Source organism: Caballeronia choica, assembly GCF_001544535.1.
In the GTDB taxonomy this organism is placed as follows: domain Bacteria; phylum Pseudomonadota; class Gammaproteobacteria; order Burkholderiales; family Burkholderiaceae; genus Caballeronia; species Caballeronia choica.
Genome location: NZ_FCON02000112.1, coordinates 1 through 25,353, shown reverse-complemented (window position 1 = coordinate 25,353; position 25,353 = coordinate 1). Strand labels below are relative to the sequence as shown.

27 protein-coding genes and 2 riboswitches are annotated in these 25,353 nt (G+C 63.7%); of the genes, 12 read left to right on the top strand and 15 right to left on the bottom strand.

The window, feature by feature from the left end:
* Window positions 1-643: 643 nt before the first annotated feature.
* Entirely contained in the window at window positions 644-1,891 is a 1,248-nt protein-coding gene (locus AWB68_RS31985; protein WP_087648307.1) for a LysR family transcriptional regulator, read from the top strand.
* A gap of 348 nt (window positions 1,892-2,239) precedes the next feature.
* Window positions 2,240-3,550, top strand: coding sequence for an MFS transporter (locus tag AWB68_RS31980; RefSeq protein ID WP_087648306.1), 1,311 nt, complete (start codon window positions 2,240-2,242; stop codon window positions 3,548-3,550).
* Here AWB68_RS31980 and AWB68_RS31975 read toward each other — a convergent pair.
* Window positions 3,524-4,585, bottom strand: a complete 1,062-nt coding sequence (locus AWB68_RS31975) for an AraC family transcriptional regulator (protein ID WP_087648305.1) — start codon at window positions 4,583-4,585, stop codon at window positions 3,524-3,526. The two genes, AWB68_RS31980 and AWB68_RS31975, sit on opposite strands and share 27 nt — an antisense overlap.
* A gap of 233 nt (window positions 4,586-4,818) precedes the next feature.
* Here AWB68_RS31975 and AWB68_RS31970 point away from each other — a divergent pair, with 233 nt between their 5' ends.
* Window positions 4,819-5,109 (top strand): hypothetical protein, encoded by a 291-nt coding sequence (locus AWB68_RS31970; RefSeq protein ID WP_087648304.1) that lies wholly within the window; start codon window positions 4,819-4,821, stop codon window positions 5,107-5,109.
* A 112-nt stretch (window positions 5,110-5,221) separates the two neighbouring features.
* Here the strand turns inward: AWB68_RS31970 and AWB68_RS48420 are convergent, their stop codons facing one another.
* On the bottom strand, window positions 5,222-5,380 hold the full coding sequence (locus AWB68_RS48420) for a hypothetical protein (protein ID WP_160110102.1): 159 nt from the start codon (window positions 5,378-5,380) through the stop codon (window positions 5,222-5,224).
* 461 nt (window positions 5,381-5,841) lie between these two features.
* Here AWB68_RS48420 and AWB68_RS31960 point away from each other — a divergent pair, with 461 nt between their 5' ends.
* The 4 genes from AWB68_RS31960 (at window position 5,842) to AWB68_RS31945 (ending at window position 9,779) form a co-directional block, all read left to right on the top strand.
* Complete coding sequence (locus AWB68_RS31960; RefSeq protein WP_087648302.1) at window positions 5,842-7,161, top strand: MFS transporter; 1,320 nt, start codon at window positions 5,842-5,844, stop codon at window positions 7,159-7,161.
* A 56-nt stretch (window positions 7,162-7,217) separates the two neighbouring features.
* On the top strand, window positions 7,218-8,165 hold the full coding sequence (locus tag AWB68_RS31955; RefSeq protein ID WP_087648301.1) for a Dap2 family DHDPS-related protein: 948 nt from the start codon (window positions 7,218-7,220) through the stop codon (window positions 8,163-8,165).
* A gap of 90 nt (window positions 8,166-8,255) precedes the next feature.
* Window positions 8,256-9,350 carry a LacI family DNA-binding transcriptional regulator gene (locus AWB68_RS31950; protein WP_200828852.1) on the top strand — a complete coding sequence of 365 codons (1,095 nt, stop codon included), beginning with the start codon at window positions 8,256-8,258 and terminating at the stop codon, window positions 9,348-9,350.
* Window positions 9,351-9,554: 204 nt separating this feature from the next.
* The gene (locus tag AWB68_RS31945; protein ID WP_087648300.1) at window positions 9,555-9,779 is read left to right on the top strand and encodes a hypothetical protein; all 225 of its coding nucleotides are present in this window, start codon (window positions 9,555-9,557) and stop codon (window positions 9,777-9,779) included.
* 217 nt (window positions 9,780-9,996) lie between these two features.
* On the opposite strand, the gene AWB68_RS48415 is transcribed toward AWB68_RS31945, so the two are convergent.
* Both AWB68_RS48415 and AWB68_RS31940 read right to left on the bottom strand, forming a co-directional pair.
* A complete protein-coding gene (locus tag AWB68_RS48415; protein WP_160110101.1) occupies window positions 9,997-10,137 on the bottom strand; it encodes a hypothetical protein in 141 nt (46 codons plus the stop codon).
* Between the two features lie 45 nt (window positions 10,138-10,182).
* Entirely contained in the window at window positions 10,183-10,947 is a 765-nt protein-coding gene (locus AWB68_RS31940; protein ID WP_087648299.1) for a sulfite exporter TauE/SafE family protein, read from the bottom strand.
* 88 nt (window positions 10,948-11,035) lie between these two features.
* Between AWB68_RS31940 and AWB68_RS31935 the strand changes: the two genes are divergently transcribed.
* Window positions 11,036-11,959 (top strand): LysR family transcriptional regulator, encoded by a 924-nt coding sequence (locus AWB68_RS31935; protein ID WP_087648313.1) that lies wholly within the window; start codon window positions 11,036-11,038, stop codon window positions 11,957-11,959.
* 43 nt (window positions 11,960-12,002) lie between these two features.
* Here AWB68_RS31935 and AWB68_RS31930 read toward each other — a convergent pair whose 3' ends face one another.
* The 3 genes from AWB68_RS31930 to AWB68_RS31920 all read right to left on the bottom strand — a co-directional run bounded on the left by AWB68_RS31930 (window position 12,003) and on the right by AWB68_RS31920 (window position 13,090).
* Window positions 12,003-12,227 (bottom strand): hypothetical protein, encoded by a 225-nt coding sequence (locus tag AWB68_RS31930; protein WP_087648298.1) that lies wholly within the window; start codon window positions 12,225-12,227, stop codon window positions 12,003-12,005.
* A 40-nt stretch (window positions 12,228-12,267) separates the two neighbouring features.
* Window positions 12,268-12,585 carry a flagellar transcriptional regulator FlhD gene (gene flhD / locus AWB68_RS31925; RefSeq protein WP_087648297.1) on the bottom strand — a complete coding sequence of 106 codons (318 nt, stop codon included), beginning with the start codon at window positions 12,583-12,585 and terminating at the stop codon, window positions 12,268-12,270.
* Between the two features lie 235 nt (window positions 12,586-12,820).
* On the bottom strand, window positions 12,821-13,090 hold the full coding sequence (locus AWB68_RS31920; RefSeq protein WP_235028603.1) for a hypothetical protein: 270 nt from the start codon (window positions 13,088-13,090) through the stop codon (window positions 12,821-12,823).
* Window positions 13,091-13,192: 102 nt separating this feature from the next.
* Window positions 13,193-13,287: riboswitch (glycine riboswitch) on the top strand.
* Window position 13,288: 1 nt separating this feature from the next.
* A riboswitch (glycine riboswitch) is annotated at window positions 13,289-13,382 on the top strand.
* A gap of 72 nt (window positions 13,383-13,454) precedes the next feature.
* Here AWB68_RS31920 and AWB68_RS31915 point away from each other — a divergent pair.
* Together AWB68_RS31915 and AWB68_RS31910 are read left to right on the top strand one after the other, a co-directional pair.
* On the top strand, window positions 13,455-14,729 hold the full coding sequence (locus AWB68_RS31915) for a D-amino acid dehydrogenase (RefSeq protein ID WP_087648311.1): 1,275 nt from the start codon (window positions 13,455-13,457) through the stop codon (window positions 14,727-14,729).
* Window positions 14,730-14,980: 251 nt separating this feature from the next.
* Window positions 14,981-15,700, top strand: coding sequence for a dienelactone hydrolase family protein (locus AWB68_RS31910; protein ID WP_087648296.1), 720 nt, complete (start codon window positions 14,981-14,983; stop codon window positions 15,698-15,700).
* 49 nt (window positions 15,701-15,749) lie between these two features.
* On the opposite strand, the gene AWB68_RS31905 is transcribed toward AWB68_RS31910, so the two are convergent.
* The 7 genes from AWB68_RS31905 to AWB68_RS31875 form a co-directional block, all read right to left on the bottom strand.
* Window positions 15,750-16,541 (bottom strand): H-NS family nucleoid-associated regulatory protein, encoded by a 792-nt coding sequence (locus tag AWB68_RS31905; RefSeq protein ID WP_087648295.1) that lies wholly within the window; start codon window positions 16,539-16,541, stop codon window positions 15,750-15,752.
* 894 nt (window positions 16,542-17,435) lie between these two features.
* A complete protein-coding gene (locus AWB68_RS31900; protein ID WP_087648294.1) occupies window positions 17,436-19,106 on the bottom strand; it encodes an ATP-binding response regulator in 1,671 nt (556 codons plus the stop codon).
* Window position 19,107: 1 nt separating this feature from the next.
* On the bottom strand, window positions 19,108-20,106 hold the full coding sequence (locus AWB68_RS31895; protein ID WP_087648293.1) for an ATP-binding SpoIIE family protein phosphatase: 999 nt from the start codon (window positions 20,104-20,106) through the stop codon (window positions 19,108-19,110).
* The gene (locus AWB68_RS31890; protein ID WP_235028602.1) at window positions 20,091-20,432 is read right to left on the bottom strand and encodes an anti-sigma regulatory factor; all 342 of its coding nucleotides are present in this window, start codon (window positions 20,430-20,432) and stop codon (window positions 20,091-20,093) included. The genes AWB68_RS31895 and AWB68_RS31890 overlap by 16 nt, the downstream gene beginning before the upstream one ends.
* Window positions 20,433-20,488: 56 nt before the next feature.
* Window positions 20,489-20,869 (bottom strand): STAS domain-containing protein, encoded by a 381-nt coding sequence (locus AWB68_RS31885; RefSeq protein ID WP_087648292.1) that lies wholly within the window; start codon window positions 20,867-20,869, stop codon window positions 20,489-20,491.
* A gap of 2 nt (window positions 20,870-20,871) precedes the next feature.
* Window positions 20,872-21,738 (bottom strand): STAS domain-containing protein, encoded by an 867-nt coding sequence (locus tag AWB68_RS31880; protein ID WP_087648291.1) that lies wholly within the window; start codon window positions 21,736-21,738, stop codon window positions 20,872-20,874.
* 212 nt (window positions 21,739-21,950) lie between these two features.
* A complete protein-coding gene (locus tag AWB68_RS31875; protein ID WP_087648309.1) occupies window positions 21,951-23,003 on the bottom strand; it encodes a phytoene/squalene synthase family protein in 1,053 nt (350 codons plus the stop codon).
* A 170-nt stretch (window positions 23,004-23,173) separates the two neighbouring features.
* On the opposite strand from AWB68_RS31875, the gene AWB68_RS31870 reads away from it, so the two are divergent.
* Together AWB68_RS31870 and AWB68_RS31865 are read left to right on the top strand one after the other, a co-directional pair.
* Window positions 23,174-23,458, top strand: a complete 285-nt coding sequence (locus AWB68_RS31870; RefSeq protein WP_087648290.1) for a hypothetical protein — start codon at window positions 23,174-23,176, stop codon at window positions 23,456-23,458.
* 356 nt (window positions 23,459-23,814) lie between these two features.
* Window positions 23,815-24,219, top strand: a complete 405-nt coding sequence (locus AWB68_RS31865) for a hypothetical protein (protein ID WP_087648289.1) — start codon at window positions 23,815-23,817, stop codon at window positions 24,217-24,219.
* A 37-nt stretch (window positions 24,220-24,256) separates the two neighbouring features.
* Here AWB68_RS31865 and AWB68_RS31860 read toward each other — a convergent pair whose 3' ends face one another.
* A complete protein-coding gene (locus AWB68_RS31860) occupies window positions 24,257-24,673 on the bottom strand; it encodes a hypothetical protein (RefSeq protein WP_087648308.1) in 417 nt (138 codons plus the stop codon).
* Window positions 24,674-25,353 lie beyond the last annotated feature (680 nt).

The window sequence follows — 25,353 nt, the reverse complement described above, 5'->3', positions numbered from 1 at the left end:
ACCGAGACACCCAGTTCCCGCGCAATCACCGTATTGGAGTGGCCCTCGTGGGCCCACAACGCGATGCGCGCCCGCATCACATCTCGCTGCGCCGCCGTCTTCCGCTCGATCAGCGCTAGCAGTTCCTGTCTTTCTTTGTTCGCCAGCTTCACTGGCGTTGCATGGCGGCCTCGGCTCATCCCGTCATGATAATCGAGGCGCTTATTTATTCAATCTATTTACGGGATGTTGTACTAGTCTTCGCCCCACGCGCTGGAAGCGGGGCTTGAGTATTTGGAGAGCCGAGGCGTAGCGAATATCAACTGGCGGGGGTGGTTTGGTGCTCACGCCGTGCAGGCCGCACCCCAAGCCAAGACCGCGGTCGATAAATAAAACCGATGATCTAAAAACCCGTTTGCATACGCATTTCCCCGCTACTGAGCGCCCTCGTCCCTCTATATACTCGCAAAGAGCAACCTGCAGCGAATCCGCTATAAAGCCTCAGTCCGCGATGCGAAAGCACCCACCTCGTCGACATGACGCGATCGCCGACGCACCCATCGCAAATGGCAAACTTGCGCACCTGAAAGCACCAATAAAAAACGCGCATGCAGATCGCCAACGAGCGCCTGCACCTTAAACATCGCGCCGCTCAAGACCACCCATGGACAATCGTGAACTGCTCAACCTCGCTTACCTGCGCGCATTCCGGCTGGTGGCGCAAACCGGCAGCGCGACGCGCGCGGCCGCGGCGTTGTTCCGGGCGCAGTCCGCCGTCACGCGTTCGCTGCAGGAACTCGAGGCTGCCGTCGGCGAGACGCTCTTCGAGCGCCGGTCGTCGGGCATGCTGCCGACGCCGGCCGGCCGCGCCGTGCTTCAGCGCTGCGAACGCATTTTCGCGGAACTGGAGGAACTGGCGCGGTGGTGCGCGGCGCGGCAATCGCGCCGTCGCTCGCTAACCGACAGCGCACTGCCCGCGTACCTGCTCAATACGCGACGGCTACAGTTGCTTTCGGCGCTCGCGCGACATCGTCACATGCCAAGTGCCGCGCAAACGCTCGGCATCAGCCAGCCGGCGGTCAGCAGCGCGATCCGCATCATCGAGAGTGGCGCCGGCATGCAGTTGTTCTACCGCAGCCCGCGCGGATTGCTGCTGACGAGCGAGGGCGAGACTTTCGTGCTCCACGTCCGTCGGGCGTTGAACGAATTGCGCCATATTCCCGACGACATCGCCGCACTGCGCGGCAGCATCCAGGGCTATGTGACGGTCGGCGCCCTGCCGCTCGGCCGAACCTTGATCCTGCCGGCGGCCATTGCGCGGGTTGCCGCGCAATATCCGGGCGTGCGGATCGTGACGGACGAGAGCGGCTACGACACGCTCGTCGCCGGTTTGCGTGCGGGCGACATCGACTTCGTCCTCGGCGCGCTTCGTGCGAACGATGCGGCAAGCGGCCTCGCCAACGAGCGGCTGATGTCGGAAGACCTGGTCGTGCTCGCGCGGCGCGATCATCCGCTTGCCAGTGCGCGCGGACTCACGCTAAAGGACCTGGCGTCCGCGCAATGGATTTTGCCGCGCAGTCAGGCGCCCGCGCGCGGCATGTTCGAAGCGCTCTTCAAGCGGGCCAAATTGAAACCGCCGATGCCGAGCGTGGAGACCGCCGATCTCGCGGTCATTCGCGGCGTGCTGTTGCAGACCGACATGCTGGCGGCGCTGTCCGCGCAGCAGTTGCACTACGAGTGCGAATCGGGGCAGCTTGCGGTGCTGGACATCGCGATGCAGAACACGCGACGCGATATCGGTTTGATCGTGCGCTCGGGGGGCACGCCGTCCCCGGCTGCGCGGGCACTGATCGATGCGATACGGCTTACCGTGGACAAGGTCGCCCGTACCACGCTCGTTGCAATGCAGTAGGGCCGCTCACGCACCCGTCCGCGACAACAGGGGTCCGCGCCCCGCGCGAGTCACGTGTGGACGATCGCATTCCATGACCGTTTCCCCGCGAATGCGGTCACAAAGGCCCATGGAAGGTATCGAATTCGTTTATCGCACAAGCAAGGCGACCTCGCACTATCCAAAATGCGCATGAACGCACAAGCCCTGTCGACGCTAAACGCAGTTCCGAAATCGCAAGCAAGCGTCTCGGCTTCACCGGCGGGACGATCGCCGCCAGTTGCGCACTAAAGTTTCGTCATGGCAGGCCGTCATACCTTTAGCCGCTATCTTCTCCCGCACCGCCACGACCGCACGCCTGCCGCGCCCATGAACGCAAACGCACTCACCCATCACGAGCCGGATCGCACGAAACACCCGACTTCCACCCGCATCATCGTGGCGACGGTGATCGGCAACGGCTTCGTCGCGTATGACTTCACGGTCTACAGCTTTTCGGCGGTGCTGATCGGCCGCCTGTTCTTCCCATCGCACGATGCCATTGCGTCCCTGCTGCTGTCACTTGCCACGTTCGGCGCGGGCTTCGTCATGCGTCCGCTCGGGGCGGTCCTGATCGGGCGCATCGCCGACGCACGCGGCCGCAAATCCGGCATGACGCTGTCGCTCGCGCTGATGACGGCCGGGACATGGATGATCGCCTGCCTGCCGACGCATGCGTCGATCGGGCCGGCCGCGACGGTCCTGATGGTGCTCGCGCGGCTGTTGCAAGGCCTTGCGGCGGGCGGGGAGATCGGGCCGGCGTCGGCTGCGCTGATGGAATCTGTCACCTACGGCCGGCGCTGCTTCATGGTGAGCTGGCGCGGCGCGAGCCAGGGCGCGGCGGCGTGTGCAGCGGCGCTCGTCGGCGCATCGACGACGGCGCTCCTCACGCCCGCCGCGATGCAGGACTGGGGCTGGCGCATTCCGTTCGTGCTCGGCGGATTGATCGGGCCGGTCGGCTGGTACCTGCGCCGCTACATGCCCACGACGCCGGCCATCCCCGTCGCGCAAACCGGGCGCACGCCGCTCGCGCGCATCGCGCGGAAACACGGGCGCGCGCTCGTCTATGGGATCCTGATGATGGCGGCGCCTTCGGTGAGCATCTACGTCGTCGTGTTCTACATGCCGAGCTATCTGATCCAGACCTTGCATCGGCCTCAAACGATCAGCCTGCTGACGGCGTCCCTCTCCGGGCTCGTGATTCTGGTGGCGACCCCGGTCGTCGCCCATTTCGCGGACCGGCTCGCCAGCCGCAAGACGCTTCAGTATGCATCGCTGTGCGCCGCGCTCTTCGCGGCTTACCCTGCGTTCTGGGCGCTCACGCATGGCGCGGCCGATCTCGTGGCGGTCGTCGTCATCAAGGCGTACGTCGCGATCGCGGTGAACAACGCCGGCGCGAGTTCCGTGCTGATGCTCGAAGCGTTCCCGAAGCACCGGCGGGCGGCGGGTTTGTCGGTGATCTACAGTTTTGGCGTGGTCATTTTCGGAGGGTTCTCGCCGCTGATCGTCGCGTGGCTGACCCACGCCACCGGGAATCCGATGACGCCCGCGTGGTACCTGCTCGCCGCCACCGGTGTCACGTTGTTTGCGCTCCAGCGCTTTCCGGAACGCGTGTCACGCAGCGGTCGAGGTCGGGCCTGAATGGTCCATTGCAGCGTTCCGCTGCAATTCAAACGCGCGCAGACGCGCTTCCTGCGGGCTCAAGTCGAACGCACGGCGAAACGCGCGGGTGAAATCGGATGCGCTCCTGAAACCAAGTCCGTAGGCGATATCCGTGACTTGCAGGTTCGGAAAGCGCACGAGTTCATCGGCCGCTTCGCGCAGCCGACGATTGCGGATATACGCGCCCAGTCCACCCTCATGCTCGAACCAGCGGTAGACGGTCGCGCGCTTCAACCCCAGCGCATCGACGACGCGCGTCGGCGTGAGATCGCCCTGATGCAAGTTGGCGTCGACAAAACGCCTGATCTGCCCGATCACGGCGGTCTGCACCGCCGCGCGGCCAGCGCCCGCGAGTCGGGATTCGTGGCGAAACGCCGCGATCAGAAGCTGCGCGCCGGCGTTCAGCGACTCGACGGCGGCGGACGCGTCGATCCGAGGCAGTTGCCGCCCTGTCGCGATGAAGTGATCGGACACGAGGCGCGCGAGCGGCGCGTCGTGCTTCACGACCCGTCCGTGGATCGATTCGCCGTCGGCAAGGCCCGCGTCGATCATCGCGCGCGGGACGAACATCGTCAGCACGCGGCACGCCGGGCGCTCCACGCGGAACGGCTGGTTCATGTCGAACGCGACGATGCCTTGCACCGACCCCGCCGCGCTCCGCTTGCGGCTCATGCCCGTTACGTGGCCGACCTCGCCTTCGACGTAGACGTGAAAAGCGAAATCCCGCCGCGTGTCGGTGGAGACGCGCGCGATCGAGCGCTCCAGCGCCATCGCGTCGGTGCGCGCATCGGTGAAGACGAGGCCGCCGGCGGCATGCAGGTCGATGTGCCCGCCGAAGCCAACCGCCAGCTGCGCCTTCGACGGCGGAACGTCGACGACGTGTCCCACGCGCGCGCGCCACGCGAGCAATTGCTCGGCGGCGGCAAATGCTCGCGTGCTGAAGCTCGTCGACACGATCGGCGGACGCGATGTGACGTCGTTGGCGGAACGGCGGGCGGTCGGGCGATCGGTCATGGGCGGGGGTGAAAGGCGGCGTCGAGTAGCGGGTTCAATCGAAAGAACGACGGCGGCATGGCGTTTGCGTGAAGAACTGAGACGCACGGTCAAGCCCCGCAAAAGTGTAGCGTTATCGTCTGATCTAGAGGATCGAAGTCGCTTTCCCGACAACCGCGCGAACCCCTGTGTTTACGGCAGCCGATTCCGGAAACGTAGCCCGGGCGGCGCAAGAACCTTTGTGGCATAGAACAATGAGCACGCCCAAGACCAGCACCCGTTGCTTCGACGACCCCGCCAAACGGCTGCCGTCGAGTCTCGCGGATGACCAGCTCGATCATCTGGAACGGATGATCGTGTCCTTTGCGCGGTCGAATAAACCCAACATGCTCGGTTGGCTCGACCATGAGTACTGGGAAAAACGCGTCCGCACGCTGGCGGAGCAAAACGACCTCGTAGCGACTCAGCGCCGTCGCGTGATACGCCTGCTGGATATGCTCGAACGCAAGGTCGTGCTGAGCGCGCACAACCGTACGGCAGCGTAGTTTCACTCAGCTTGTGAGTGGCGCCTCGCCCCGCGCGTTCCGGCCGGGATGCGCCATTATTTGATTCACGTGCACACTGACAGGCACGTCACGCGGCCTTTGGCGCATTGAGTCAACGCAAGCGACGGCGATACGCCTCGGCCATCACTTCGCTCACTTCAGCGCGAACGCGCAGAGCGTCGATCACTGCTGCGCGGAACCGGGCAAACGAGTCGATAACGGCCGGGGTCAGAACGGTAGCGCCTATAGCGGCGACGATGAGTGTTTCCATGATGCTTACCTCTCGGAGTGTGTTCTTCCTGCGACCGTCCGCCATGCCCATTCAGCGCGTGTTCGAGACGACCGCTGGCCCGCACGGCGCAGACCGGAAGCAGATGAATATTAGTATAAACCCTAATATTCCTGAGAGCTTTCGCGCGGGTCTTCGTGGAGGAAATCTACGTTGCGATAATCGCGCCTATCCACTAGCTCGGTGTTTACCCGCCAGACGCCTTATCCCGCTTGCACCCGCGACCTTTGCGATACACAATGTAAGCGCTAACACAGCGTTTTCCGCCGACAAATCAGAAACTTGTCCCTGAATGCTGTCGATCGAATCGATCTCTGAATTCGATCTGCTACCCGAAAATGTAAGCGCTAACATTATCACTCTGGCGCCAGGCTCTTCCAGCCGCCCGACATCGCATCGGCGCGGCCCACCTCGACTCAGAACATGAAACGGAGACAACGATCATGAGCGCAACCCCGATCCACGAGCAGGCCCCGCCGAAGATACGCCGCGCCCAGACCGTGGCGCTCACGCTGCTGATGGTGAGCGGCATCGTCAACTATCTGGATCGCGGGACGCTCGCCGTCGCCAATCCGCTGATTCGCCACGATCTCGGCTTGTCGCTGGGTCAGATGGGGCTGCTGCTCTCCGCGTTCTCGTGGAGCTATGCGCTATTTCAATTGCCGGTGGGCGGACTCGTCGACCGCGTCGGGCCGCGCAAGCTGCTGGGGATCGGCCTGATCCTGTGGTCGCTCGCGCAGACCGCCGGCGGCTTCGTGCCGACCTTCGGCTGGTTCATCCTCGCGCGGATCCTGCTGGGCATCGGCGAGGCGCCGCAGTTTCCGTCGGCGGCACGCGTCGTCAGCAACTGGTTTCCGCTGCGCTCGCGCGGCAAGCCGACCGGCATCTTCAACTCGGCATCGCCGCTCGGCACGGCGCTCGCGCCGCTTTGCCTGTCGATCCTCGTCGTGGAGTTTCACTGGCGCTGGGCATTCATCGTCACCGGCATCGCGGGCCTGATCGTGGCGGTCGTCTGGCTCGCGGTCTATCGCGATCCGGTGAAAGCCACGATGACCGAAGCGGAACGGCGCTATCTCGAAGGCGACGAAGCCGACCGCAAGCCCGCACCCAAGGTCACGTTCGCCGACTGGCGCTCGCTCTTTTCGCACGGCACGACGTGGGGCATGCTGATCGGCTTCTTCGGCTCGGTCTACCTGAACTGGGTGTACCTCACGTGGCTGCCCGGCTACCTGACGATGGAACGCCACATGAGCCTGATGCATACGGGCGTCGCGGCATCGATTCCGTTCTTCTGCGGCTTTCTGGGCTCGCTCACGGCTGGCTGGTTCTCCGATCTCATCACGAGCCGCAGCACGAATCCGGTCGTGAGCCGCCGCAACGCCGTGGTGATCGCGATGCTCGGCATGGTCGCGTTCACGATTCCGGCGGCGCTCGTCGAGAGCAACACGATCGCGATCGTGTGCATCTCGGTGGTGATCTTTCTCGCCAATGCCGCTTCGGCCAGTTCGTGGGCGCTCGCGACGGCTGCCGCGCCGCCGAACCGGGTCGGCTCGCTCGGCGCGATCCAGAATTTCGGCGGCTTCCTGGGCGGCGCCCTCGCGCCGATCCTGACCGGCTACATCGCGCAGACGTGGTCGTTCGTGCCCGCGCTGCTGACGGCGGCGGGAATCGCGTTCGTCGGCGCGATGAGCTATCTCATCTTCGTGCGCAAACCGATCGACGACCAGCCCGCACTCGCCGACGCCGTGCGAGCGCCGGCGTGACGCCGGCTCTCGCTTCAGTCAATCCTCAATCCCATCCTTTTCGAAAGACCGATACCATGACGACCGCTACGCAATCCGCCACTTCAATCGAAGGCATCGTCCCCGTGATGCTGACCCCGTTCGACGCTGCCGGCGCGATCGATTATGCGGGCCTCGAACGCCTGATCGAGTGGTACATCGCGCACGGTTCGGATGCGCTGTTCGCCGTCGCGCAGTCGAGCGAGATGCAGTTCCTGAGCCTTGCCGAGCGCGGCGCACTGGGACGGTTCGTCGTCGAGAAGGTGGCGGGCCGCATTCCGGTCGTGGTCTCCGGCCACATCAGCGACGATCCCGATGCCCAGGCCGAAGAGCTTGGCGTCGCCGCGGGGACGGGCGCCCAGGGCATCGTGCTCGTGACCAACCGGCTCGATCCGAAGCACGAAGGAACGGAAGCGTTCACCGCGAATCTCAAGCGGCTTCTCACCCGGCTCCCGAGCGACATTCCGCTTGGCCTCTACGAATGCCCGGCGCCGTACCGGCGGCTCCTGTCCGACGATGAACTGAAGCTGTGCATCGATACCGGCCGCTTCATCATGCTGAAGGACGTGAGCTGCGACCTCGATACGGTGAAGCGGCGCGTCGCGCTTGCGCAGGGTTCGCCGCTCAAGATCCTGAACGCCAACGCGGCGATCGCCTGGGACGCCATGAAGGCCGGCTCGGCGGGCTTCAACGGCGTGTTCACGAACTTCCACCCGGACTTGTACAAGTGGTTGCGCGAGGATGCGGCACGCGATCCGGCGCTTGCCGAGGAACTGGCGACGTTCCTGGTGCTCGCCGCTGTGTCCGAATCGCTCGGCTATCCGGCACTCGCAAAGATCTACCATCAGCGGATCGGCACGTTCGAGTCGATTCGCTGCCGCGCGATCGACTACGACGTGCGCGAGCGTTTCTGGGCACTCGACGCGGTGCTCGACAAGATCGTCGCCGGCACCGAGCATTTCCGCTCACGGATCGCCGCGCTCTGAGACGGCCCGCGGCCGGCCCGGCACCAACCCGCGACGGTATGATGTCGGCGCTCGCCGCGCTCCTTGATTCAACCGACGCCCGCTGATCCGATGCCCCGCTCCTCCGACCCTCCGGCGCCCGCCGCCGTCACCGCCGCAGCCCGCTCCCCGACGGGCCGTGCCCGCCGCAATACGGGCCGCAGCGTGCTCTCCGATGTCGCGAAGCTCGCGGGTGTGTCGACGGCGACCGTATCGCGGGTCTACAACGAGCCGGACAAGGTGTCGGCGAACGTGCGCGAGCGCGTCGAGCAGGCGGCGCTCACGCTCAACTGGTTTCCCAACGCGGCCGGCCGCGCGCTCGCATCGACGCGCAGCCATATCGCCGGCATCATCATTCCGACCCTCGACGACCAGGTATTCGCCTCGCAGGTGAGCGGCATGCAGGCGGCGTTCGCGGCGCGCGACATCACGCTTTTTCTCGGCTGCTCGAACTACGATCCCGCGCAGGCGCTCGTGCAGGTGCGCGCGATGCTCGCACGCGGCGTCGAGGCGATGGCCGTGGTGGGCGAAGCGCATCCGGCGGAGTTGTTCGATGCGTTGCGGCTCTATCGGGTGCCGTATGCGGTCACGTATGCGTATCGCGAGGGCAGCCCGCACGACTGCATCGGCTTCGACAATCACGCGGCGTATGCGGAAATCACCGAGCATTTGATCGGTTTCGGGCATCGGTCGTTCGCGGTCTGCATCCAGCCGACCCGCGACAACGATCGCGTGCAGGCGCGGGTCGCCGGGATTCGCTCGACGCTCGAACGTCATGGGCTCGCGGTGCGGCCGGAGCACATGCTGGAAGGCGCATCGACGATCGCGTTCGGCCGCGCAAGCCTGCGCGCGCTCTGGCAACTGCCGGGCGAGCGCCCTACCGCGATCATTTGCGGCAACGATCATATTGCGCTTGGCGTGCTGCGGGAGGCGGAGGAACTGGGCATCGCGATTCCGGCGCAGCTTTCCGTCACCGGGTTCGACGATCTGGCGATGTCCCGGGAAACCCGGCCAACGCTTACGACGATGCGCGTGGATACGTACGAGATCGGGCAACTGGCGGCCAGGCATCTGCTCGATGCGCTCGATGGCAAGCCGGCGCGAAAGGGGTATCGGGTGCCGGTGGCGCTGCAGGCGCGGGAATCGACAGGGCCATGTGCGGCGTAGCGTCTGGCGGCGCTTGATTTGGTGTTGTCGTTGTTTACACCATCTGATGCGCTCGGGCTTCCAGAAGCTTGTTGTTCTTATCGGTGAGGTGGCGACCAATCGCAATTCATAACCCTGCTGATGGTTGACGCGCCAACCGATCTCCCCGCCGACGCAACTGCGGCCTAGAATGGAAACGTATCGCGATCGAATGCGGAGGCCGCGATGAACGAATTCCTGAGTACGCTGATCCGCCTGTCGGGATCGGAATTGACGTCACGCGTGACCGTCGGCGACGTCATCAACGTATTGTTCGCGCTTGCGCTGCTCGCGCTCATCGCGCTGGTGCTGCTGGTGCACGAGGGAATCGAAGTCCATCGAGCGCATGAGGCACTCCGCCAGAACGGGCAGCACCGCTCGCATCACGGGTGGCTGCGGCACCGGCATTGAGCTGCCGCGTCAATGCGGAGCGTCGCCGATATCACCTTCAAACGCGCCTGCGGATACCCGTCGGAAAGTCGGGCGGGCTATTCGCGAGCCGCAATTCTTCATCTCTTCGAACGCAACTTGTAAGCGCAGTAGCCCCCAACCCGGCTGCCCCGCTGGCGAGGAACCTCCAGACGCCGCCTCACTGCCGAAACGATCGCAAGCGCAGCACCCCGGCGCGTCACCGGTGGCGATGATGCTTCGTGAACGGCAGGGCCAGGCGTGCAGCGCCCTTCTTCTGCGCTTTCCAGCACGACGACACATGCACCGCAACGCTTGCGAGTATGGCAAGCGCACCGATCGTCTGAAGCAAGGCTGACATCATGGCGTCCTCACTGGACCAGGCACATCAACAGCACATCGATGATCAATGCAGCAGCGCCGGCGCGTAGGTTCGCACGAAAAACGCCAGCGTGATGCAGGAGGTCGCGAGCAACGTGCCCGCGCGGATGACGACCGGCGATGCGCGTCGGCCAATCTGCGCGCCGCCATATCCGCCGACGATTGCCGCGACCAGCATCGCAAGCGTCTCGGGCCAGTGCACCGCGTGCGCGACGACGAACGTGAGCACCGCAACCGCGTTCGCCGCACTGACGAGCAGCGTGCGAGGCGCATTCAGGCTCTTGAGATCGCGGCTGTCGAGCAGTCCCCACATCGCGATCATCATGATCCCGACCGCGCCGCCAAAGTACCCGCCATACACGCCGAGCGCGAACTGAACCGCCAGCACCGCATGCCCGTGGATGTGCCAGCGAGCGCGCAGCGCCTCGCCGAGCCGACGCCCGAACGCGAGCGCAAGCGTCGCGATCAATAGCAGCCACGGCAGCACGAAGGAAAAAGCAGCCGACGATGTACACAGCAACAGGATCGCCCCGGCAAATCCGCCGCACAGCGTGGCGATCGTCAGCGCGCGCAACGACACCGACCCGACCGGGCCGAGTCCATCGCGATACGCCCACGCGCTCGCAATGCCGCCGGGAAAGAGCGCGACCGTGCTCGAAGCGTTCGCCTGAACCGGTGGCACGCCCGCCGCGATCAGCGCGGGCAAGCTGACGAACGAGCCGCCTCCTGCCAGTGCATTCATCGCGCCAGCCAATAATCCCGCGCAGGAAACCAAAAGAAGGGGTGACATGGAAGCGATGCTAGCGACGAAGCCGCGCTCCCGCAATCTGGCAATTCCAATGCTAGACTTCGGCAAAACCGAAGGGACAAGCACAGCCATGCGTTTCGACCTGACCGATATGCGGCTGTTTCTGACCGTCGTGGAGCGCGGCAGCCTGACAGAAGGCGCGCGGGCAATGCATCTGGCGCTGGCATCGGTCAGCGAGCGCATCGCGGGCATGGAGAACGCGCTTGGCGCGCCGTTGCTGGAGCGTAACCGTCGCGGCGTGCGCGCGACGCCGGCGGGCGTTGCGCTCGTCCGGCACGCCCGCTCGATCCTTGGGCAGGTCGAGCAGATGCGCGGCGAATTGCGTACCTACGCGACGGGCCTGAAAGGCCGCATCAGGCTGCTCTCCAACACCGCCGCGCTGGCCGCGTTCCTGCCGCCGCAACTCATCCGCTTTCTCGCGGCTTATCCGGATCTTTCAATCGATCTCGAAGAACGTCCCAGTTCGGACATCGTTCAGGCGTTGGCAGAGGGGCGCGCCGATCTCGGCCTCGTCGCCGATATTGCGGATCTCGCGCGCCTGCAGACGCATCTGATCGCGCGTGACCAGCTCGTCGTGGTCGCCAGTCGTTCGCATCGCGTCGCCATGGAAGCGTCCGTCGCGTTCGCGGATATTCTCGACGAGGCTTTTGTCGGGCTGGCGGACGCGGCGCTGGAAACGCATCTCGCGGAGCGCGCGTCGCGTCTTGGCCGCCAGTTGCATTACCGGATCCAGATACGCAGCGTCGAGCATGTGGGAATGCTGGTCGAGGCTGGCATCGGCATGGCGATTCTTTCGGAGGCGTCGGCGAGGACGTTGCGCGGGCGAAGGCTCGCGATCCTGCCGCTGTCGGAACCCTGGGCCGCGAGAAGGCTCCATCTTTGCGCACGCGACTTCGCCGCGCTGACACCGCACGCGGATTTGCTTGCCAGACAGTTGATCGAAGGTGCGGGTGAATGGTTGCGGACGGCCTCGCCTCACGATGCGCGCGGATGAGGCCAGGTGAAAGGCAGGCAGACGCGAGCGAGGCGCGAGCGGCCTAGTGACCTTCGGTCGACGCTTTGAGACGGCCGGCGAGCGCGCGTTCGATATCGCGCACGAAATCCAGCGCGACGGCATCCGCTTCGGGCGACCCTTGCGCGAAATCGCTCGGGATGGCCTTCCCCTGCGCCTTTCTGGTCGCCGCCACTCGCGCGGCCAGCCAGCACGCATCGTCGAAAAGAGAAGCGTCGACACCGAAAGGAAGCTTCTCGTCGTGGTCCATTGAAGTAGCCGGACTGCCGTATCGCCGGGGCCAGTCGCGCTCAGGCAAACTGGGCCGCGGGCAAACCGGCCATGATGATCGCCGCGTGCGTCGACGCCACGTTCGAATTCTTCGGCGGCTGCGTCAGCGTGGTCAGCATCGAGTGATCGTTGAAGCGGAAAAAGCACAGCAACTGGTCCGACGCGGCCAGCTTCACGACTTGCGCAAGCGTCAGGTTCGACAGGATGTCGGCGATCTCGCGCGACAGGCCGAGCCGGAACATGCCGATCGCACGGTCCTCGCGCAGCAGACGCTGGGCCAGCATGATGTACGACAGATTGATCTCGCGAATCGCTTCCGAGGTTTCAGCGGTGTGCATGACGGCTTCTCCGTTCTGGCTGCGCAGACGGTTGGTCCAAACCGTCTTTTGACACAAATCGTTACATTTCGTAACAGCTTGGATCGGAGTCTAAGGTCGCCGCAAACGGTTGGCAATGGGTTTCAGAGCGTTTTTTTGGGCCCGGCAAATTGTTCCGGGTAACTATTGCGCATTCAATATGCTCATTGGTATCGAGGCGCCATCCGGCACGATGAGCAGGAAGTCGCCGACTTCTTCAGGCATCGGCGTCGCCGGCTTCGTCTTCAATGCCGAGCGCCCAGCGTATGTCGCGGGCGAAGTCGACGCTTGCCTGTTCCCATTCCTTCGAGTCGAGCGCGAAGTCGCGCGGATTCTTCCTGCCGCGCGCCCTGCGAATCAGCTCGATGCTCAGCGCGAGCGCGAAGGCTTCGCCGCGTAGCGGATGCATGCGACCGAGCGGAAGGTCTTCATCTTGTTCCATGGCCCAGTTGTCGGCGAACGACACCGAAACTTGAGGTTGGTGCATGAATGCACGCTAGAGGAGCACTCTAATTGCAGCGCCGATGGCAGTCGAAAGCGAAATGACTTGCCAACAATATTCGCGGACGCTAACGTGACCGTGTTCTCGACAAGCAGCGCGGGAGAGATCGTCAGGCAGCCCATGACGACGCCGACGGAGCAACCGCCCCGGAAACTCTCAGGCAAAAGGACCGCGCCGCTGGAACAATCTGGAGAGCGGCGCTACGCGCCCACCGAAGGGGATCTTCCGTCAGCAACGCTCATGCGGAAGAGAAACTCTCAGGTACATGGACAGATGGGGCATCGACGCCGGAACCGACACGCTATCGTGTCAGCGCCCCGGCGATGCTCAACTCAATCTGGACCATGTCATGTCACGAATCGCCATCATCGGCGCCGGTGTCACCGGCGTCACGACCGCTTACGCCCTCGCCCGCCGCGGCTTTGAAGTCACCGTCTTCGAACGTCATCGCTATGCGGCAATGGAAACGTCGTTCGCCAACGGCGGCCAGTTGTCGGTCAGCAATGCGGAGGTCTGGAACCGCACGGCCACCGTGCTCAAGGGACTGCGCTGGATGCTCACGCGCGATGCGCCGCTCCTGATGAACCCGTCGCCCTCGTGGCACAAGTACTCGTGGATGGGCGAGTTCCTGCGGCAGGTCCCGAACTATCGCGCGAACACGATCGACACCGTGCGCCTCGCGCTCGCCGCACGCGAGCATCTGTTCTCGATCGCCGAGCGTGAAGGGATCGACTTCGATCTCGAGCGGCGCGGCATCCTGCATATCTACAAGCATCGGAAGGACTACGATGCCGCCGCCAAGGTCAACGAGTTGCTGCGCGAAGGCGGGCTAGACCGGCACGCAGTCGGCGCGAGCGAGATCGGCCGGATCGAGCCTGCATTGCAGGGCGATTTCCATGGCGGATTTTTCACGCCGTCGGATTCGACCGGCGACATCCACAAGTTCACGCGCGGACTCGCCGAGGCGTGCGCGCGACACGGCGTCGAGTTCCGCTATGACACGGAGATCGTTTCGATCGGTCAAGGCTCGGATGCGCGCTTCACCATCGGCGCGAAAAGCGGCGATCAGGATTGCGCCGATGTATTCGACCGCATCGTCGTATGCGCGGGCGTGAAGAGCCGCGAGTTCGCCGGCATGCTCGGCGATCACGTGAATATCTATCCCGTCAAAGGCTATTCGATCACGGTCTGTCTCGACGATGAACGCAGCCAGTCCGCGGCGCCGTGGGTCAGCCTGCTCGACGACAACGCGAAGATCGTGACGAGCCGGCTTGGCGTCGATCGGTTCCGCGTGGCAGGCACGGCGGAGATCAACGGCTTCAACCGCGACATTCGCGCGGACCGCGTCGCGCCGCTCGTCGAATGGACGCGGCGCCTCTTTCCGCAAGTCTCGACCGCGCGCGTGATTCCGTGGGCGGGCCTGCGTCCGATGATGCCGAGCATGCTGCCGCGCGTCGGTCAGGGCAAGCGCGCGGGCGTGTTCTACAACACCGGGCATGGGCATCTCGGATGGACCTTGTCGGCGGCTACCGCCGAGTCGATCGCCGAGACGATCCTGCATGGCGCGACCGGGCGCGCGACGCGTAACGCGGGCGTCGCCATGCCCGCATCGCAAGGGTCATGATGGCTTAGGCGATGTCGTTCCGCGATCAGCCGGTTGTCCCACGTTTTGGTCCGGGCTGTTAGCGGAGCGCACCGCCGCGTCTGCAAGCTTTTCGACGATCAAAACCGCCGCCCTTTGCGCTCGGCCGGGGCGCGGCGCGTCTGCGATCGGGTGTCCGGTTTCGGCGTAACATGAGCCGGCAACTCGTCGCGCGACCTTTAAGCAGACGAGCCGCCACGCGCCCATTTTCGCTGGATCAAGGAGACCGTCTCATGCAGCAGACACCAGGTTCCATGATTACTTTTCGCCGCCCTGACGGGCAAGACGTTCAGGGCTATCTCGCCAGCCCCGACAAGACTGAAGATGCGCCCGCCATCGTCGTGATCCAGGAATGGTGGGGCTTGAACGATCAGATTCGCGGCGTAGCGGACCGGCTCGCGCAATGCGGATATCGCGCGCTGGTCCCCGATTTGTTCCGGGGCAAGACCACAGTCGAAGAGGAAGAGGCGAGCCATCTGCTGGGCGCGCTCGACTTCGGCGACGCCACCGCGCAGGACATTCGAGGCGCCGTGCAGTATCTGAAGGAGAAGTCGGAACGTGTCGCCGTGACCGGTTACTGCATGGGCGGTGCGCTTACGTTGCTCGCGCTGTGCCAGATTCCCGAGGTGTCGGCGGGCGTGGTGTGGTACGGCTTTCCGCCGCTCGAATACATCGACGCCACCAGGATCAAGGCTCCCGTGCTGGGTCACTGGGCCACGCAGGATGCGTTCTTTCCGGCTGAAACCGTCGATGTGCTCGAAGCCAAAATGCGCGACGCGTCGGTCGACGTGGAGTTCCATCGCTACCTCGCGCATCATGCGTTCGCCAACGAAACGGCGGTCGGGTCGGGCCGCATCGCGCGCACCCAGTTCGATCCGGCGTGGTCGCGACTCGCATGGGATCGCACGCTGACTTTCTTCGGCCGCACGCTCTGGCCGAAGCACACCGCTTAAGCGCGCTGCTTCGGAATGCGGCCAGGGACGGCGCGACTCGGCACTCGCATTACGCGGCTGTCGCCGCCGCGCCGGAGCCGGCCGAGGCAGGCGATCTCTTTCCCGCGGACGACTTGCGCGCCGGTGCCTTTTTCGCGGCCACCGGCTTGGCTGTCGAGCCAGACGCTTTCTTTCGTGCCGCCGATGCCGTCTTTGCCGTCGCCGTTTTCCTGGCCCCAGTCGGCGCCTTGGCTGTCTTCTTGCTCGCAACAGCGGCCTTCGATTTCATGGCTTTACCCGCGGCACTCGTCGCGGACTTGACGACACCGCCCGCATCGATCAGGAATTTGTTCCGGTCTTTCGCGGAGGCCAGCCAGGCCGGAGCCGGACCGCGACCACTCCAGGTCGCGCCGGACTTCGGGTCTCGATACTTGGGTGGCAGTGCTCCTTTGAGCTTGCCGTTGCGGCTTGTGTCCTTGGCCGCTGGCTTCGTGCTCTTGGCCGCCTTTGATGCAAGACCATCGATAAGGAACTTGGCGCGGTCCTTGGCCTCCGCGATCCACTTCGGCGGCCGGGCGTGTCCGCTCCACGTTTCTCCCGTCTTCGGATTCAGGTACTTTGCGGGCAGTTTGCTTTTGGGCACGTTTGCCGGCTGAGGTTTCTGGCTGACGCCATGAGCTTTCGCGGCCTTGGCGTCTCGCCTCGCCTTTGCCTTTCTTTCAATGTCGGCGGTGGTGAGACCATGTGCCAGCATCAGTTTTCGAACCTGATCGACGGCCGCCTGCGCCTTTCTTGCGATCAGCGCATCAGCCTGCGTCTGGAGTTCCTTTACCTTGGCCCGGATTTGATCAAGTGTCGCCATTGTGTACTCCGTAGGGGAGTTGTACTGTTCGCACTATGCCACTGTTAGGGACTTTAGCGAAGCGGCTAAGGCATGCTAATAAACCAGGAGCACGAGCGCATCAATCGGTGAAGACAGCACCCAACCCCAAACGCCAGCGATCCACTATCGGGAATTCGAAATACTTCGGTCAATCCGACGTAAGCAAGAGCCCGCATTCGACTCGTTTCAGCAAAGCTCACCGCCTCTTCTGGCATTTCGCAAAATGGCGGCCTATAAATAATTTTGCAACGCCACATTCACGTCGTTGCCGACTCACAAAGTCAAAGCGTGCAGACTTTCATGCGGGACTTCCCCCATGTATCTGCCGATGCCGGGCGCCGCACAACTTCTGGCCCGGTAGCGCATCATCGCTTTTCAATAACCCTGCCCCTGCCCGCCTCGTTCGCGCTGGCGTTGTTCGGCCGCTTTGTCAGCGACAGGCATCAAACCAGATCATCCCGCACTGTCTGGCCCATCCGGCTATCAAGGAGGTCATGGTCATCACGTCCTCGTCCGTTTAGCCCTTCAACAGAAACTTCTCCAACGAAGGTGTAAGCATGAATCCGAAACTCATTGCAGTACCCGCCGCCATATTGCTGGTTGCCGTCTCCGGCACGGCTCATGCGCAGGCCACTCTGCCGAACTGGTCCGCTGACCCGGCTACCGCGCAGCAACCGGCGCCATCGGCCGCACCCGTGGCAAACAGTGCGCCAATCACGGACCAGTCGTCATATGGCGGAACGCCAATGTCAACCGGCCGTAGCGGCGGTCGCATCGGTGGGACGCCTTGCGTGGTGGGCTTGTCGTGCGACATCTATCAGGGGAGCTAGGGCAGCATCGATTGCGCTTCGCAAAACCGCGGCGCGTCGCACCTTACGTTTCGGGCAGCCCAGCCAGCCGCGCATACAGATCATCGATCGACATCGGCTTGGCGAAGTAATGATCGAACCCCGCTTCGTCGGCGCTTCGGCGGAAGTCGGGTGTCGTGTAGCCGCTGAGCGCGACCAGAAAAAGCGGCTTGCCGCGCGCCATCTCGCGCAGTCCGCGTGCAACTTCGAATCCCGTCATGTCGGGCAGCCCGATGTCGATGACGGCAACCGATGGACGGAATGCTTCCGCCGCGACGAGCGCCGAGCGGCCGTCGTAGGCGACTTCGCACTGGTGCCCGCTCATCGCGAGCAGCGCTTCCAGCGCTTCCGCTGCGTCACGGTTGTCGTCCACGATCAGGATGCGCTGGGCGTGCTGCCGCGGCGTCGAAGTCATGTCGGCGACTTCGTCGGGCAGCAGTTCATACACTCGCGGCAGCCCCACGACGAACGTCGTTCCGCAGCCGATGCCCGCGCTATGCACGCGCACCGATCCGCCGTGATCGTGCACCAGCCGCTTGACGACCGTGAGTCCGATGCCGAGCCCCGCATCCTGCCGCCCTATCGCGGTCGATGCCTGCGCGAACAGGTCGAACACGCGCGGGATCATCGCGGGTTCGATCCCGATACCGTGATCGCTGATCTCGACGATCACTTCCTTCTCCGATGCCTCGACCCGCACGACGATCTCGTCGGACTCGGACGTGTAGCGCGCCGCGTTGTGGAGGATGTTGCTGAACACCTGCTTCAGACGAGCCACGTCGCCGCGCACGAGCACCACGTCTTTCGGATAGAGCGTCGTCACGCGATGGCCGCGGCGCTCCACTTCGGCCGCCGTCATCTCCAGCGCGCCGAGAATCAGTTCATCGATGCGTGCGACTTCGCTATGCAGATCGACCTTGCCCCGGGTGAGCCGCGACACATCGAGCAAGTCGTTGACCATCCGCGACAACTGCGCCGTCTGCCGTCCGATCAATGCAAGTGTCCCGGCGGATTCGTCAGGTTCGGCACGGCTGCGTCCGGCGACTTCGAGCGCAAGGGTGATCGCGGCGAGCGGGTTTCTCAGTTCATGCGCGAGCATCGCGAGGAACTCGTTCTTGCGCACATCCGCTTCTTCCAACTCGGTCTGCTTGCGCCGCAGTTCGCCGAGCGTCAGCAGCATTTCGCGATTCTGCTGCTCCAGTTCCTCGACGGGCGTCTGCGCCTTGCGACGCGTCAACTGGTCGACCAGCACGCTCAGCTTGTCGAGGGTGAGGCGCGGCTTGTCGCGCGGCAAGAGCATCTCGAGCGTGACGGTCGTGCCCTTGCCGAGCGCGGTGCTGACGGAGAACCCATCGGCCATGCGCCGGCTGCCGGGCAGCCCGATGCCGGGCTTGCCTTCGGGATGCACGCCGCTCAGGATCTGATCGAGCTTCGCGATGCCGGGACCCTTGTCGGCAATCTCCGCGACGATGCACTGCAGGTTGCCCGCCTCGCTCGAATCGCCGACCAGGAACGTCAGCGTCCCGCCGCCCGCGAACTGGACGGCATTGCGCGCGATCTCGGAAACCGCGGTAACGAACCGCGTGCGCTGAAGATCGTCGAGGCCGAACAACTCGCCGATCTGCCGGGCGCGGTCGCGGGTCGCCACGAGACTGAGGTTGCTCGCGATCGGCGTGGAAAGGATTCGATGCAGCATGTCAGGCCGCCTTGACGACGACGATCGAAGCATCGTCGTTATCGCGAGCGAAGTCGCGGTGGAGCACGTGCGCAATCACGACCGGATGATGCTGCAGCAAGTCCGGATGCCGGTTCAGGTTCCAGCGCGTGGACAGGCCGTCGGTCGTCGCGATGAACACGCTGCGCGTATTCCAGTCGGCCACGCTCTCGCGCACGAGCCGCATGTTGTAGCCGACGGTTCCATCGGTCGACACCAGGTGCTGGTTCACATCACCGGTATTCACGATCGCGACGATGTTGCCCACGCCCGCATACGTCATCGACCTGGCTCGGGGATCTAACATCGCGGCCGCCATCACCGCGCCGCGCGTCGAGCGCAACTCCGCATGCGCCGCTCGCAGAATGTCGCCGGGCGTATCGTCCCGGTTCAGCTTGCGAAACACATCGACTGCGCGCCGCGCAGCCTCACAGGCGAGCGGACCGTGGCCAAGACCGTCGAGCAGCGTGACCCACAGCTTGCCGTCCCCTTCGATAACGCTCCACGCATCGCCGCAAATCTGCTGGCCGAGCTTCGGCGTCGATCTGGCGCCGACCGTCCACGCACTCGGCTTAGACTCGCTCGCGCTCTTGCCTGCGATGCGCGCAAGCAGAACCGTGCCGCCACCACCGAGCGAATAAAAATCGAAGAGCGCCGAATGACGCTCGATCGTTCCAAGTCCCGCACCGAGACTGCCGCCGGTCGAGAAGCCATCTTTCCTCGCAGCCTCGACGTTGGCGATGCCCGGTCCACGGTCGACGGCCACGATCTGCAGCCCCTTGCCCGAGCCATCCGAGTAAGGCGCGAGGTAAATCTCTCCGCTTCGCGCGTACTTGAGTATGTTGGTTGCCGCCTCGCTGACGACGAGCGCCGCATCGGCCTGGACGCGCTCCGGGAACTCGAGCGATTGCGCGAGTGCGACGGCCGAACGGCGCGCATGTGCGACGCCGCTCTGGTCCGAAAGTTTTACCGTCGCTTCCATTGCACGATGCTCACGCGTGTTCCACTGCCAACCGTAGAAGTGATTTCGAATTCGTTGACGAGCCGCCGCGCGCCACCCAGCCCCAGCCCCAGGCTCTTCGCCGTGCTGAACCCATCTTCCAGTGCCTTCTCGATGTTCGGAATGCCCGGACCCTTGTCCTCGAAAATCAGTTGAATCCCCGGACGCCCGTCCTTCTCGACTTCGACGAGCGTCAGCGTGCCCCCCTGGCCGTGCACGAGCGTATTGCGGGCGAGCTCGCTCGCGGCCGTGACGAACTTGGTTCGATCGAGCGTGCCGAAAGCAAGCCGCGTGGCCCAGTCCTGCACCGCCTTGCGGGCGAGGTTGACCTCGCCCGGCGTGCGGATCTCCAGGACGACCTGATTTATCGTGACGATGAAGATTCTCCCGACGCGGCCGAGGACCGCAACATCGCCATACCCTTGTCGACGTCGAGAGCAGTTCGAATTCCCTTGAGCGTCATGCCAAGCTCCACCAGCGTGATCGCAACCGCCGGACGCATGCCGACCAGCACGGTCTCGGCGTCGAGCACCCGCGCCATCGCCGCGATATGTCCGAGCGTGCGCCCAATGAACGAATCGACGATCTCCAGCGCCGAGATATCGATAAGCACGCCGCGGGCCCGGGTCGACTCGATGCGCGAGGTCAGGTCTTCCTGGAGACCCAGCACGAGTTCGTCGTGCAGTTCGACCTGGATCGACACGAGCAGGAATTCGCCAAGCTTGAGAACCGGAATCTGCTCCATCGTCAATCACCCGCTTTGACCGCGCTTAGTTTTGTGACCGTGAGATTGACGCGGCGCAGGGCGATCTTGAGCGCCTCGGCCAGCGTCGCCTTCGTCACCACGTCGCCCAGGTCGACGCCGAGATGGACGATGGTTTGCGCAATCTGCGGCCGGATGCCGCTGATGATGCACTCCGCGCCCATCAGGCGCGCCGCCGCCACGGTCTTGAGCAGATGCTGGGCGACGAGCGTATCGACGGTCGGCACGCCGGTGATGTCGATGATCGCGATCGCCGCTTCGTTGTCGACGATGGAGTTGAGCAGGCCCTCCATCACGACCTGCGTGCGCTCGCTGTCGAGCGTGCCGATGAGCGGCAATGCCACGATCGATTCCCACAGCTTCACGACCGGCGTGGTCAGGTCGAGCAGTTCCTGCTGCTGCCGCTCGATGACCTGCTGGCGCTCTCGCTGATACGAGTCGACTGTGACGAGCCCGAGCTTGTCGAGGACCTGGCTGAGCTTCCAGAACTCGTCGCTCAGGCGATCGGGATTTGCGCTCCACGTGCTGCGCAAAGCGTTGAAGAGCGGCTTCTTCAAGGAGAAGATGAAGGTGGCCGTTTCGGACGAGGAAAAGCCCTGGATCACGCGTTCGCGCGATAGCGCGTCGAGATGCAAGCGAACGTTGTCCCACGCCGGGCCTTCCAGTTTCTCGTCATAGTCGCTGGCGACGGCGCGCGCGAACTGGGCGAGAAAGGCGCGCGACGCGTCTTTCAACTCGGCTTCGGAAATGACGCCCTGGCGTGCGGTCGCGAGTTGTTCACCGACCCAGTCGGCCAGAATGTTCGATTCCTGCTTGCCGACGATATCGGCCAAACCGTGCGCTTCGCTCAAGTCCTTCTCCAGTTATGTTCTTGGTTTACTAAACCGGCAACATCATATAGCGGTTGAAGAAGCCATGAAATCAATTCGACGCGCAAAACGTTTGCGGCTTCCTTTGACGGCCTTTAACGGGAGAAAGTACGGGTAATCGAGAATCTTTTGGAGCGTCGGAGTAATAGTTACACAGGCAGTTACCCGGGCGCACGCAGGACCGGCGCTCGAGGTCAGACGCGGGGAAGCCGTGCTTCGATCTTCTTGAACCGCCGTTCGAACCACAGGCGCAACCACGCATCGGATGACACCATCGGCAACGACAGCGCCATCATGCGGTACACGTCATTGCGACGAACCTTCGAAACGCTGTCCGGGTCGAGCCAGTTGTCGTTCGCGACGAGAAGCGACACCGTCTCCATCCCGATCATGATCGGCCACACGCACGCGAGTCGAAGCCGCACCGAGAACGCCGAAATGGCGAGCGTGTAGTCGAGCGCGTCGCGGAAGTAGTCGAGCGTCGTGCGGCACAGTTCGAGCAGAACGGGACGCGCCCGGCGCGACGCCTCGGGCGCAAGCAGATCCTCCGCGGCCAGTCCGTATCGATCGAGCATTACCGCCGGCAGGTAGCAGCGGCCGATGCGCAAATCCTTCGCGCAATCGCGCAGGATGTTGGTCATCTGCAGCGCCTTGCCGAAACGAATGCCGCGCGTCGTCATCGTCTCGGGACTTGCCTTCAGCGCACCCGGCACATGCGCGAAAGTCATCGTGGTCCAGAATTCCCCGACGCATCCCGCGACCAGATACGTATACCGATCCAGTTCCCGAAACTCACGAAGCGCGATGACGCGGCCGGACGTTTCATCGGGGAACGTGCGCAGGTCGAACTCCATGCCCTGCGTGAGCGTCGTGACGATATCGCGCACGGCTTGCTGGTCGGCATCGTCGAAACGCGACATCAGCGCGAGCGCCGCCGGGAGCGATTCGAGCAACACCTTCTCGTCGGCCTGCGTCTGCTGTCTCGTGACGTCACCCATCATCGGGTCGAGCGCCGTGTCGGCGGGCTCGCCATTCACTTGCGCGCGCAGCGAAAGCAGCAGTTCGAGGCGCTGCCCGGGCGGCACCAGCGACGTGTCCGCGATCGTGTCGGCGGCGCGGGCGAGCAGGTAGGCGAGACCGACCGGGTCGCGCATCCCGGCGGGCAGGATGCGCAGCGTCAGGTAGAACGAACGGGAAACGCTCTTCAGTAGCGGGCCAAGAAGGAACTGCCCGGCTGGCACGGTCATGGTCGAAATGAATTGATGATCGGAGGGAACGGCGCCGCGGCATTGTAGCGCGCGCATACATTTCCCCCTGCCCGTTGGCTCGGCGCGGCGGAGCGTCCTCATTCTTTCCTCACTTTGCTCGTCCACACTGCAGTCATTCCCACAGCACAACGAGCAAACAGGAGATCAAGATGAAAACGATTCGGCAAGTAATGGTGGCCGCCGCATTGAGCGTCGGTCTGGTGACGGCCGCGCAGGCGCACATGTTCGTTGGCGTCGGCATCGTGGGCGGTCCGGTGTTCCCGGTCGGGCAGGCGGTGGCGGTCGCACCGGTCATGCCGGTCTATGCGGCGCCCGCTTACTACGGCCCGCCGCCGCTGCCGCCGTATGCGCCGCCGCCGGTGTACGCCACGCCTGTCATCGTGCACTATGCGGCGTTCAACCGGCCTTACGGTTATGCCTACTGGCAGCGGTGAGGCGCGTTGCGGACGGGCTTGCGCCGACCCAAACATCAGACGATTCAGCGCCAAATAATCCGTTGAAAATCCGTTTCTTGCGGGGTAAAGTTGAAGTATCGCGTGAACTAAAACTGACGCCGTAAAGAGCATGGCCCGGCTCGTGAATCTCCTGCCCGCATCATTGGATTCGCCCATCATTCTCGCGGAACAGCGAGCCGTCGCAAAGCGATTCATCGGATCGCTTCAACGCGTTTTTTCGTCGTATCCTCCTGAAACGAATTCCGTGACGTCCGGTCACCCGGGCGTGGTCACGGTCCCATGCATGAGGTCGAAAGTGAAACCGCAATACCTTGGCCGTATCGCCGGAGATGAGCATGATGCGTGAAGTGACCGGAGCATTTCTTGGTTCCCGCAAGCTGGCTGAAGCGCTCGACGATTTGCGCGCGGAAGGCATCGGGAGCGATCGCATTCGGGTCGATCGCGTGACCGGGTCTTCGGTCATGCACTTGCGCGATCCTGGCGTGGCGCTGCACTGGATGACCGCCGAATACGCGGGACATGGCGAACATCTGGGCGTCGTCGACTCACACGACTACCTGTTTGACAGCGATTTCGCCGACGAGGGCATGCTTGCGCCATTCGCCCGGGATGAAGCCGACGATTGCGATTTCACTCGCGTGGTGGTCTGCGTTGTCGATGACGCGGAAATGCGGTCGGTGTGCGATATCTTTTCCCGCCTCGGAACCGCTGATGTCGATACCGAAGGCATGGCGGCGTGAGTGCATTCGCGGAAGGCTTGAGGTCGTGCCTGAAGCCTCAAGCCCCAATCCTCGGATTGTTTGCCGGATTGGTGTCAAACCTCACCACCCCCTCGATGCCAACCGCGCCGCCAAGCGAAGTCAGCGCCAGTTGCAACGCATCGGCAACATCGGCCCCATAGACTTCGTCCCCGTCGACATAGACCGTAAATACGCGCAGATACTTCGCTTTCCTTTCCGGGTTCTCGACCGTCGCCTTCGTCCATCGATATAGCGGATACGCGTCCCGCCCGAGGCGCTCGGCTTCGTCCACGTAGTCCGTGAAGGCGTCGAACTGGCACTTGAGGGTTGCGTCGTGCCGGCGAAGAACATCGTAAAGCGCTTCATATTCCGGGCACGCAAGCCCCTCGCGCAACGCCGCGGCAAGTTCGGCAGACGCATCGATCCTGAGCTGGAATTGCCAAGTGCCCTGCATGTCGGCCTCACTCATCATTGCCCTTCAGCCACTCTATCGCGATTCACGCATCGCACGCACCCGCGCCCCAGAACTCAGGGGCCCGCTCGGGGTGGTTGGCTGATCGGTGAGGTTGATGGCGGGGGGCCGGGTTGGGGGTAGACCGTTTGATGTTTTTGCGCTTCCATGGAACTTGTATTCGTGTCGGTTTATTTGCTCTGCCCCTGTCCGGGGCGGGACTCACTTTCTTTGCTGCTGCAAAGAAAGTAAGCAAAGAAAGCAGCTTCCCAACGCCAATGCTTGCCATGCGCCTCCAGACCACTCCCTCGGAGTGGTCCAACCGGGGGAGTGTCGTTAGCGGGGTTTCCTCGTTGTTGGCATGTAGAAAAGGCGCGCGCGTCATACCGCGACAGGGAGTGGATCAGCAGTCATTCATCCGTCCTGGCACTTCGTGCCCGACGACAGGTTCGCTAAGCGATGAATTGAAGCATGCAGCAAGCAAGAACGTAGGATGGTGATATAGCGATAGCGACGGGTTTTAGTTTTACCTGACGGGTGAGCGCGTAGCGCGAGACTGGATGTATGACTGCTGGTCCACTCTGTGTAGCGGTGCGATGCCCGTACCTCTTCTACATGCCAACAACGATGAAACCCCGCTAACGACACTCCCCCGGTTGGACCACTCCGAGGGAGCGGTCTGG

What these genes read in the sequence shown, in the direction of transcription:
- AWB68_RS31985 (WP_087648307.1), top strand. Translation starts at nt 644, where the DNA reads ATGGACAATCGTGAACTGCTCAACCTCGCTTACCTGCGCGCATTCCGG.
- AWB68_RS31980 (WP_087648306.1), top strand. Translation starts at nt 2,240, where the DNA reads ATGAACGCAAACGCACTCACCCATCACGAGCCGGATCGCACGAAACAC.
- AWB68_RS31975 (WP_087648305.1), bottom strand. Translation starts at nt 4,585, where the DNA reads ATGACCGATCGCCCGACCGCCCGCCGTTCCGCCAACGACGTCACATCG.
- AWB68_RS31970 (WP_087648304.1), top strand. Translation starts at nt 4,819, where the DNA reads ATGAGCACGCCCAAGACCAGCACCCGTTGCTTCGACGACCCCGCCAAA.
- AWB68_RS48420 (WP_160110102.1), bottom strand. Translation starts at nt 5,380, where the DNA reads ATGGAAACACTCATCGTCGCCGCTATAGGCGCTACCGTTCTGACCCCG.
- AWB68_RS31960 (WP_087648302.1), top strand. Translation starts at nt 5,842, where the DNA reads ATGAGCGCAACCCCGATCCACGAGCAGGCCCCGCCGAAGATACGCCGC.
- AWB68_RS31955 (WP_087648301.1), top strand. Translation starts at nt 7,218, where the DNA reads ATGACGACCGCTACGCAATCCGCCACTTCAATCGAAGGCATCGTCCCC.
- AWB68_RS31950 (WP_200828852.1), top strand. Translation starts at nt 8,256, where the DNA reads ATGCCCCGCTCCTCCGACCCTCCGGCGCCCGCCGCCGTCACCGCCGCA.
- AWB68_RS31945 (WP_087648300.1), top strand. Translation starts at nt 9,555, where the DNA reads ATGAACGAATTCCTGAGTACGCTGATCCGCCTGTCGGGATCGGAATTG.
- AWB68_RS48415 (WP_160110101.1), bottom strand. Translation starts at nt 10,137, where the DNA reads ATGTCAGCCTTGCTTCAGACGATCGGTGCGCTTGCCATACTCGCAAGC.
- AWB68_RS31940 (WP_087648299.1), bottom strand. Translation starts at nt 10,947, where the DNA reads ATGTCACCCCTTCTTTTGGTTTCCTGCGCGGGATTATTGGCTGGCGCG.
- AWB68_RS31935 (WP_087648313.1), top strand. Translation starts at nt 11,036, where the DNA reads ATGCGTTTCGACCTGACCGATATGCGGCTGTTTCTGACCGTCGTGGAG.
- AWB68_RS31930 (WP_087648298.1), bottom strand. Translation starts at nt 12,227, where the DNA reads ATGGACCACGACGAGAAGCTTCCTTTCGGTGTCGACGCTTCTCTTTTC.
- flhD (WP_087648297.1), bottom strand. Translation starts at nt 12,585, where the DNA reads ATGCACACCGCTGAAACCTCGGAAGCGATTCGCGAGATCAATCTGTCG.
- AWB68_RS31920 (WP_235028603.1), bottom strand. Translation starts at nt 13,090, where the DNA reads ATGCACCAACCTCAAGTTTCGGTGTCGTTCGCCGACAACTGGGCCATG.
- AWB68_RS31915 (WP_087648311.1), top strand. Translation starts at nt 13,455, where the DNA reads ATGTCACGAATCGCCATCATCGGCGCCGGTGTCACCGGCGTCACGACC.
- AWB68_RS31910 (WP_087648296.1), top strand. Translation starts at nt 14,981, where the DNA reads ATGCAGCAGACACCAGGTTCCATGATTACTTTTCGCCGCCCTGACGGG.
- AWB68_RS31905 (WP_087648295.1), bottom strand. Translation starts at nt 16,541, where the DNA reads ATGGCGACACTTGATCAAATCCGGGCCAAGGTAAAGGAACTCCAGACG.
- AWB68_RS31900 (WP_087648294.1), bottom strand. Translation starts at nt 19,106, where the DNA reads ATGCTGCATCGAATCCTTTCCACGCCGATCGCGAGCAACCTCAGTCTC.
- AWB68_RS31895 (WP_087648293.1), bottom strand. Translation starts at nt 20,106, where the DNA reads ATGGAAGCGACGGTAAAACTTTCGGACCAGAGCGGCGTCGCACATGCG.
- AWB68_RS31885 (WP_087648292.1), bottom strand. Translation starts at nt 20,869, where the DNA reads ATGGAGCAGATTCCGGTTCTCAAGCTTGGCGAATTCCTGCTCGTGTCG.
- AWB68_RS31875 (WP_087648309.1), bottom strand. Translation starts at nt 23,003, where the DNA reads ATGACCGTGCCAGCCGGGCAGTTCCTTCTTGGCCCGCTACTGAAGAGC.
- AWB68_RS31870 (WP_087648290.1), top strand. Translation starts at nt 23,174, where the DNA reads ATGAAAACGATTCGGCAAGTAATGGTGGCCGCCGCATTGAGCGTCGGT.
- AWB68_RS31865 (WP_087648289.1), top strand. Translation starts at nt 23,815, where the DNA reads ATGATGCGTGAAGTGACCGGAGCATTTCTTGGTTCCCGCAAGCTGGCT.
- AWB68_RS31860 (WP_087648308.1), bottom strand. Translation starts at nt 24,673, where the DNA reads ATGCAGGGCACTTGGCAATTCCAGCTCAGGATCGATGCGTCTGCCGAA.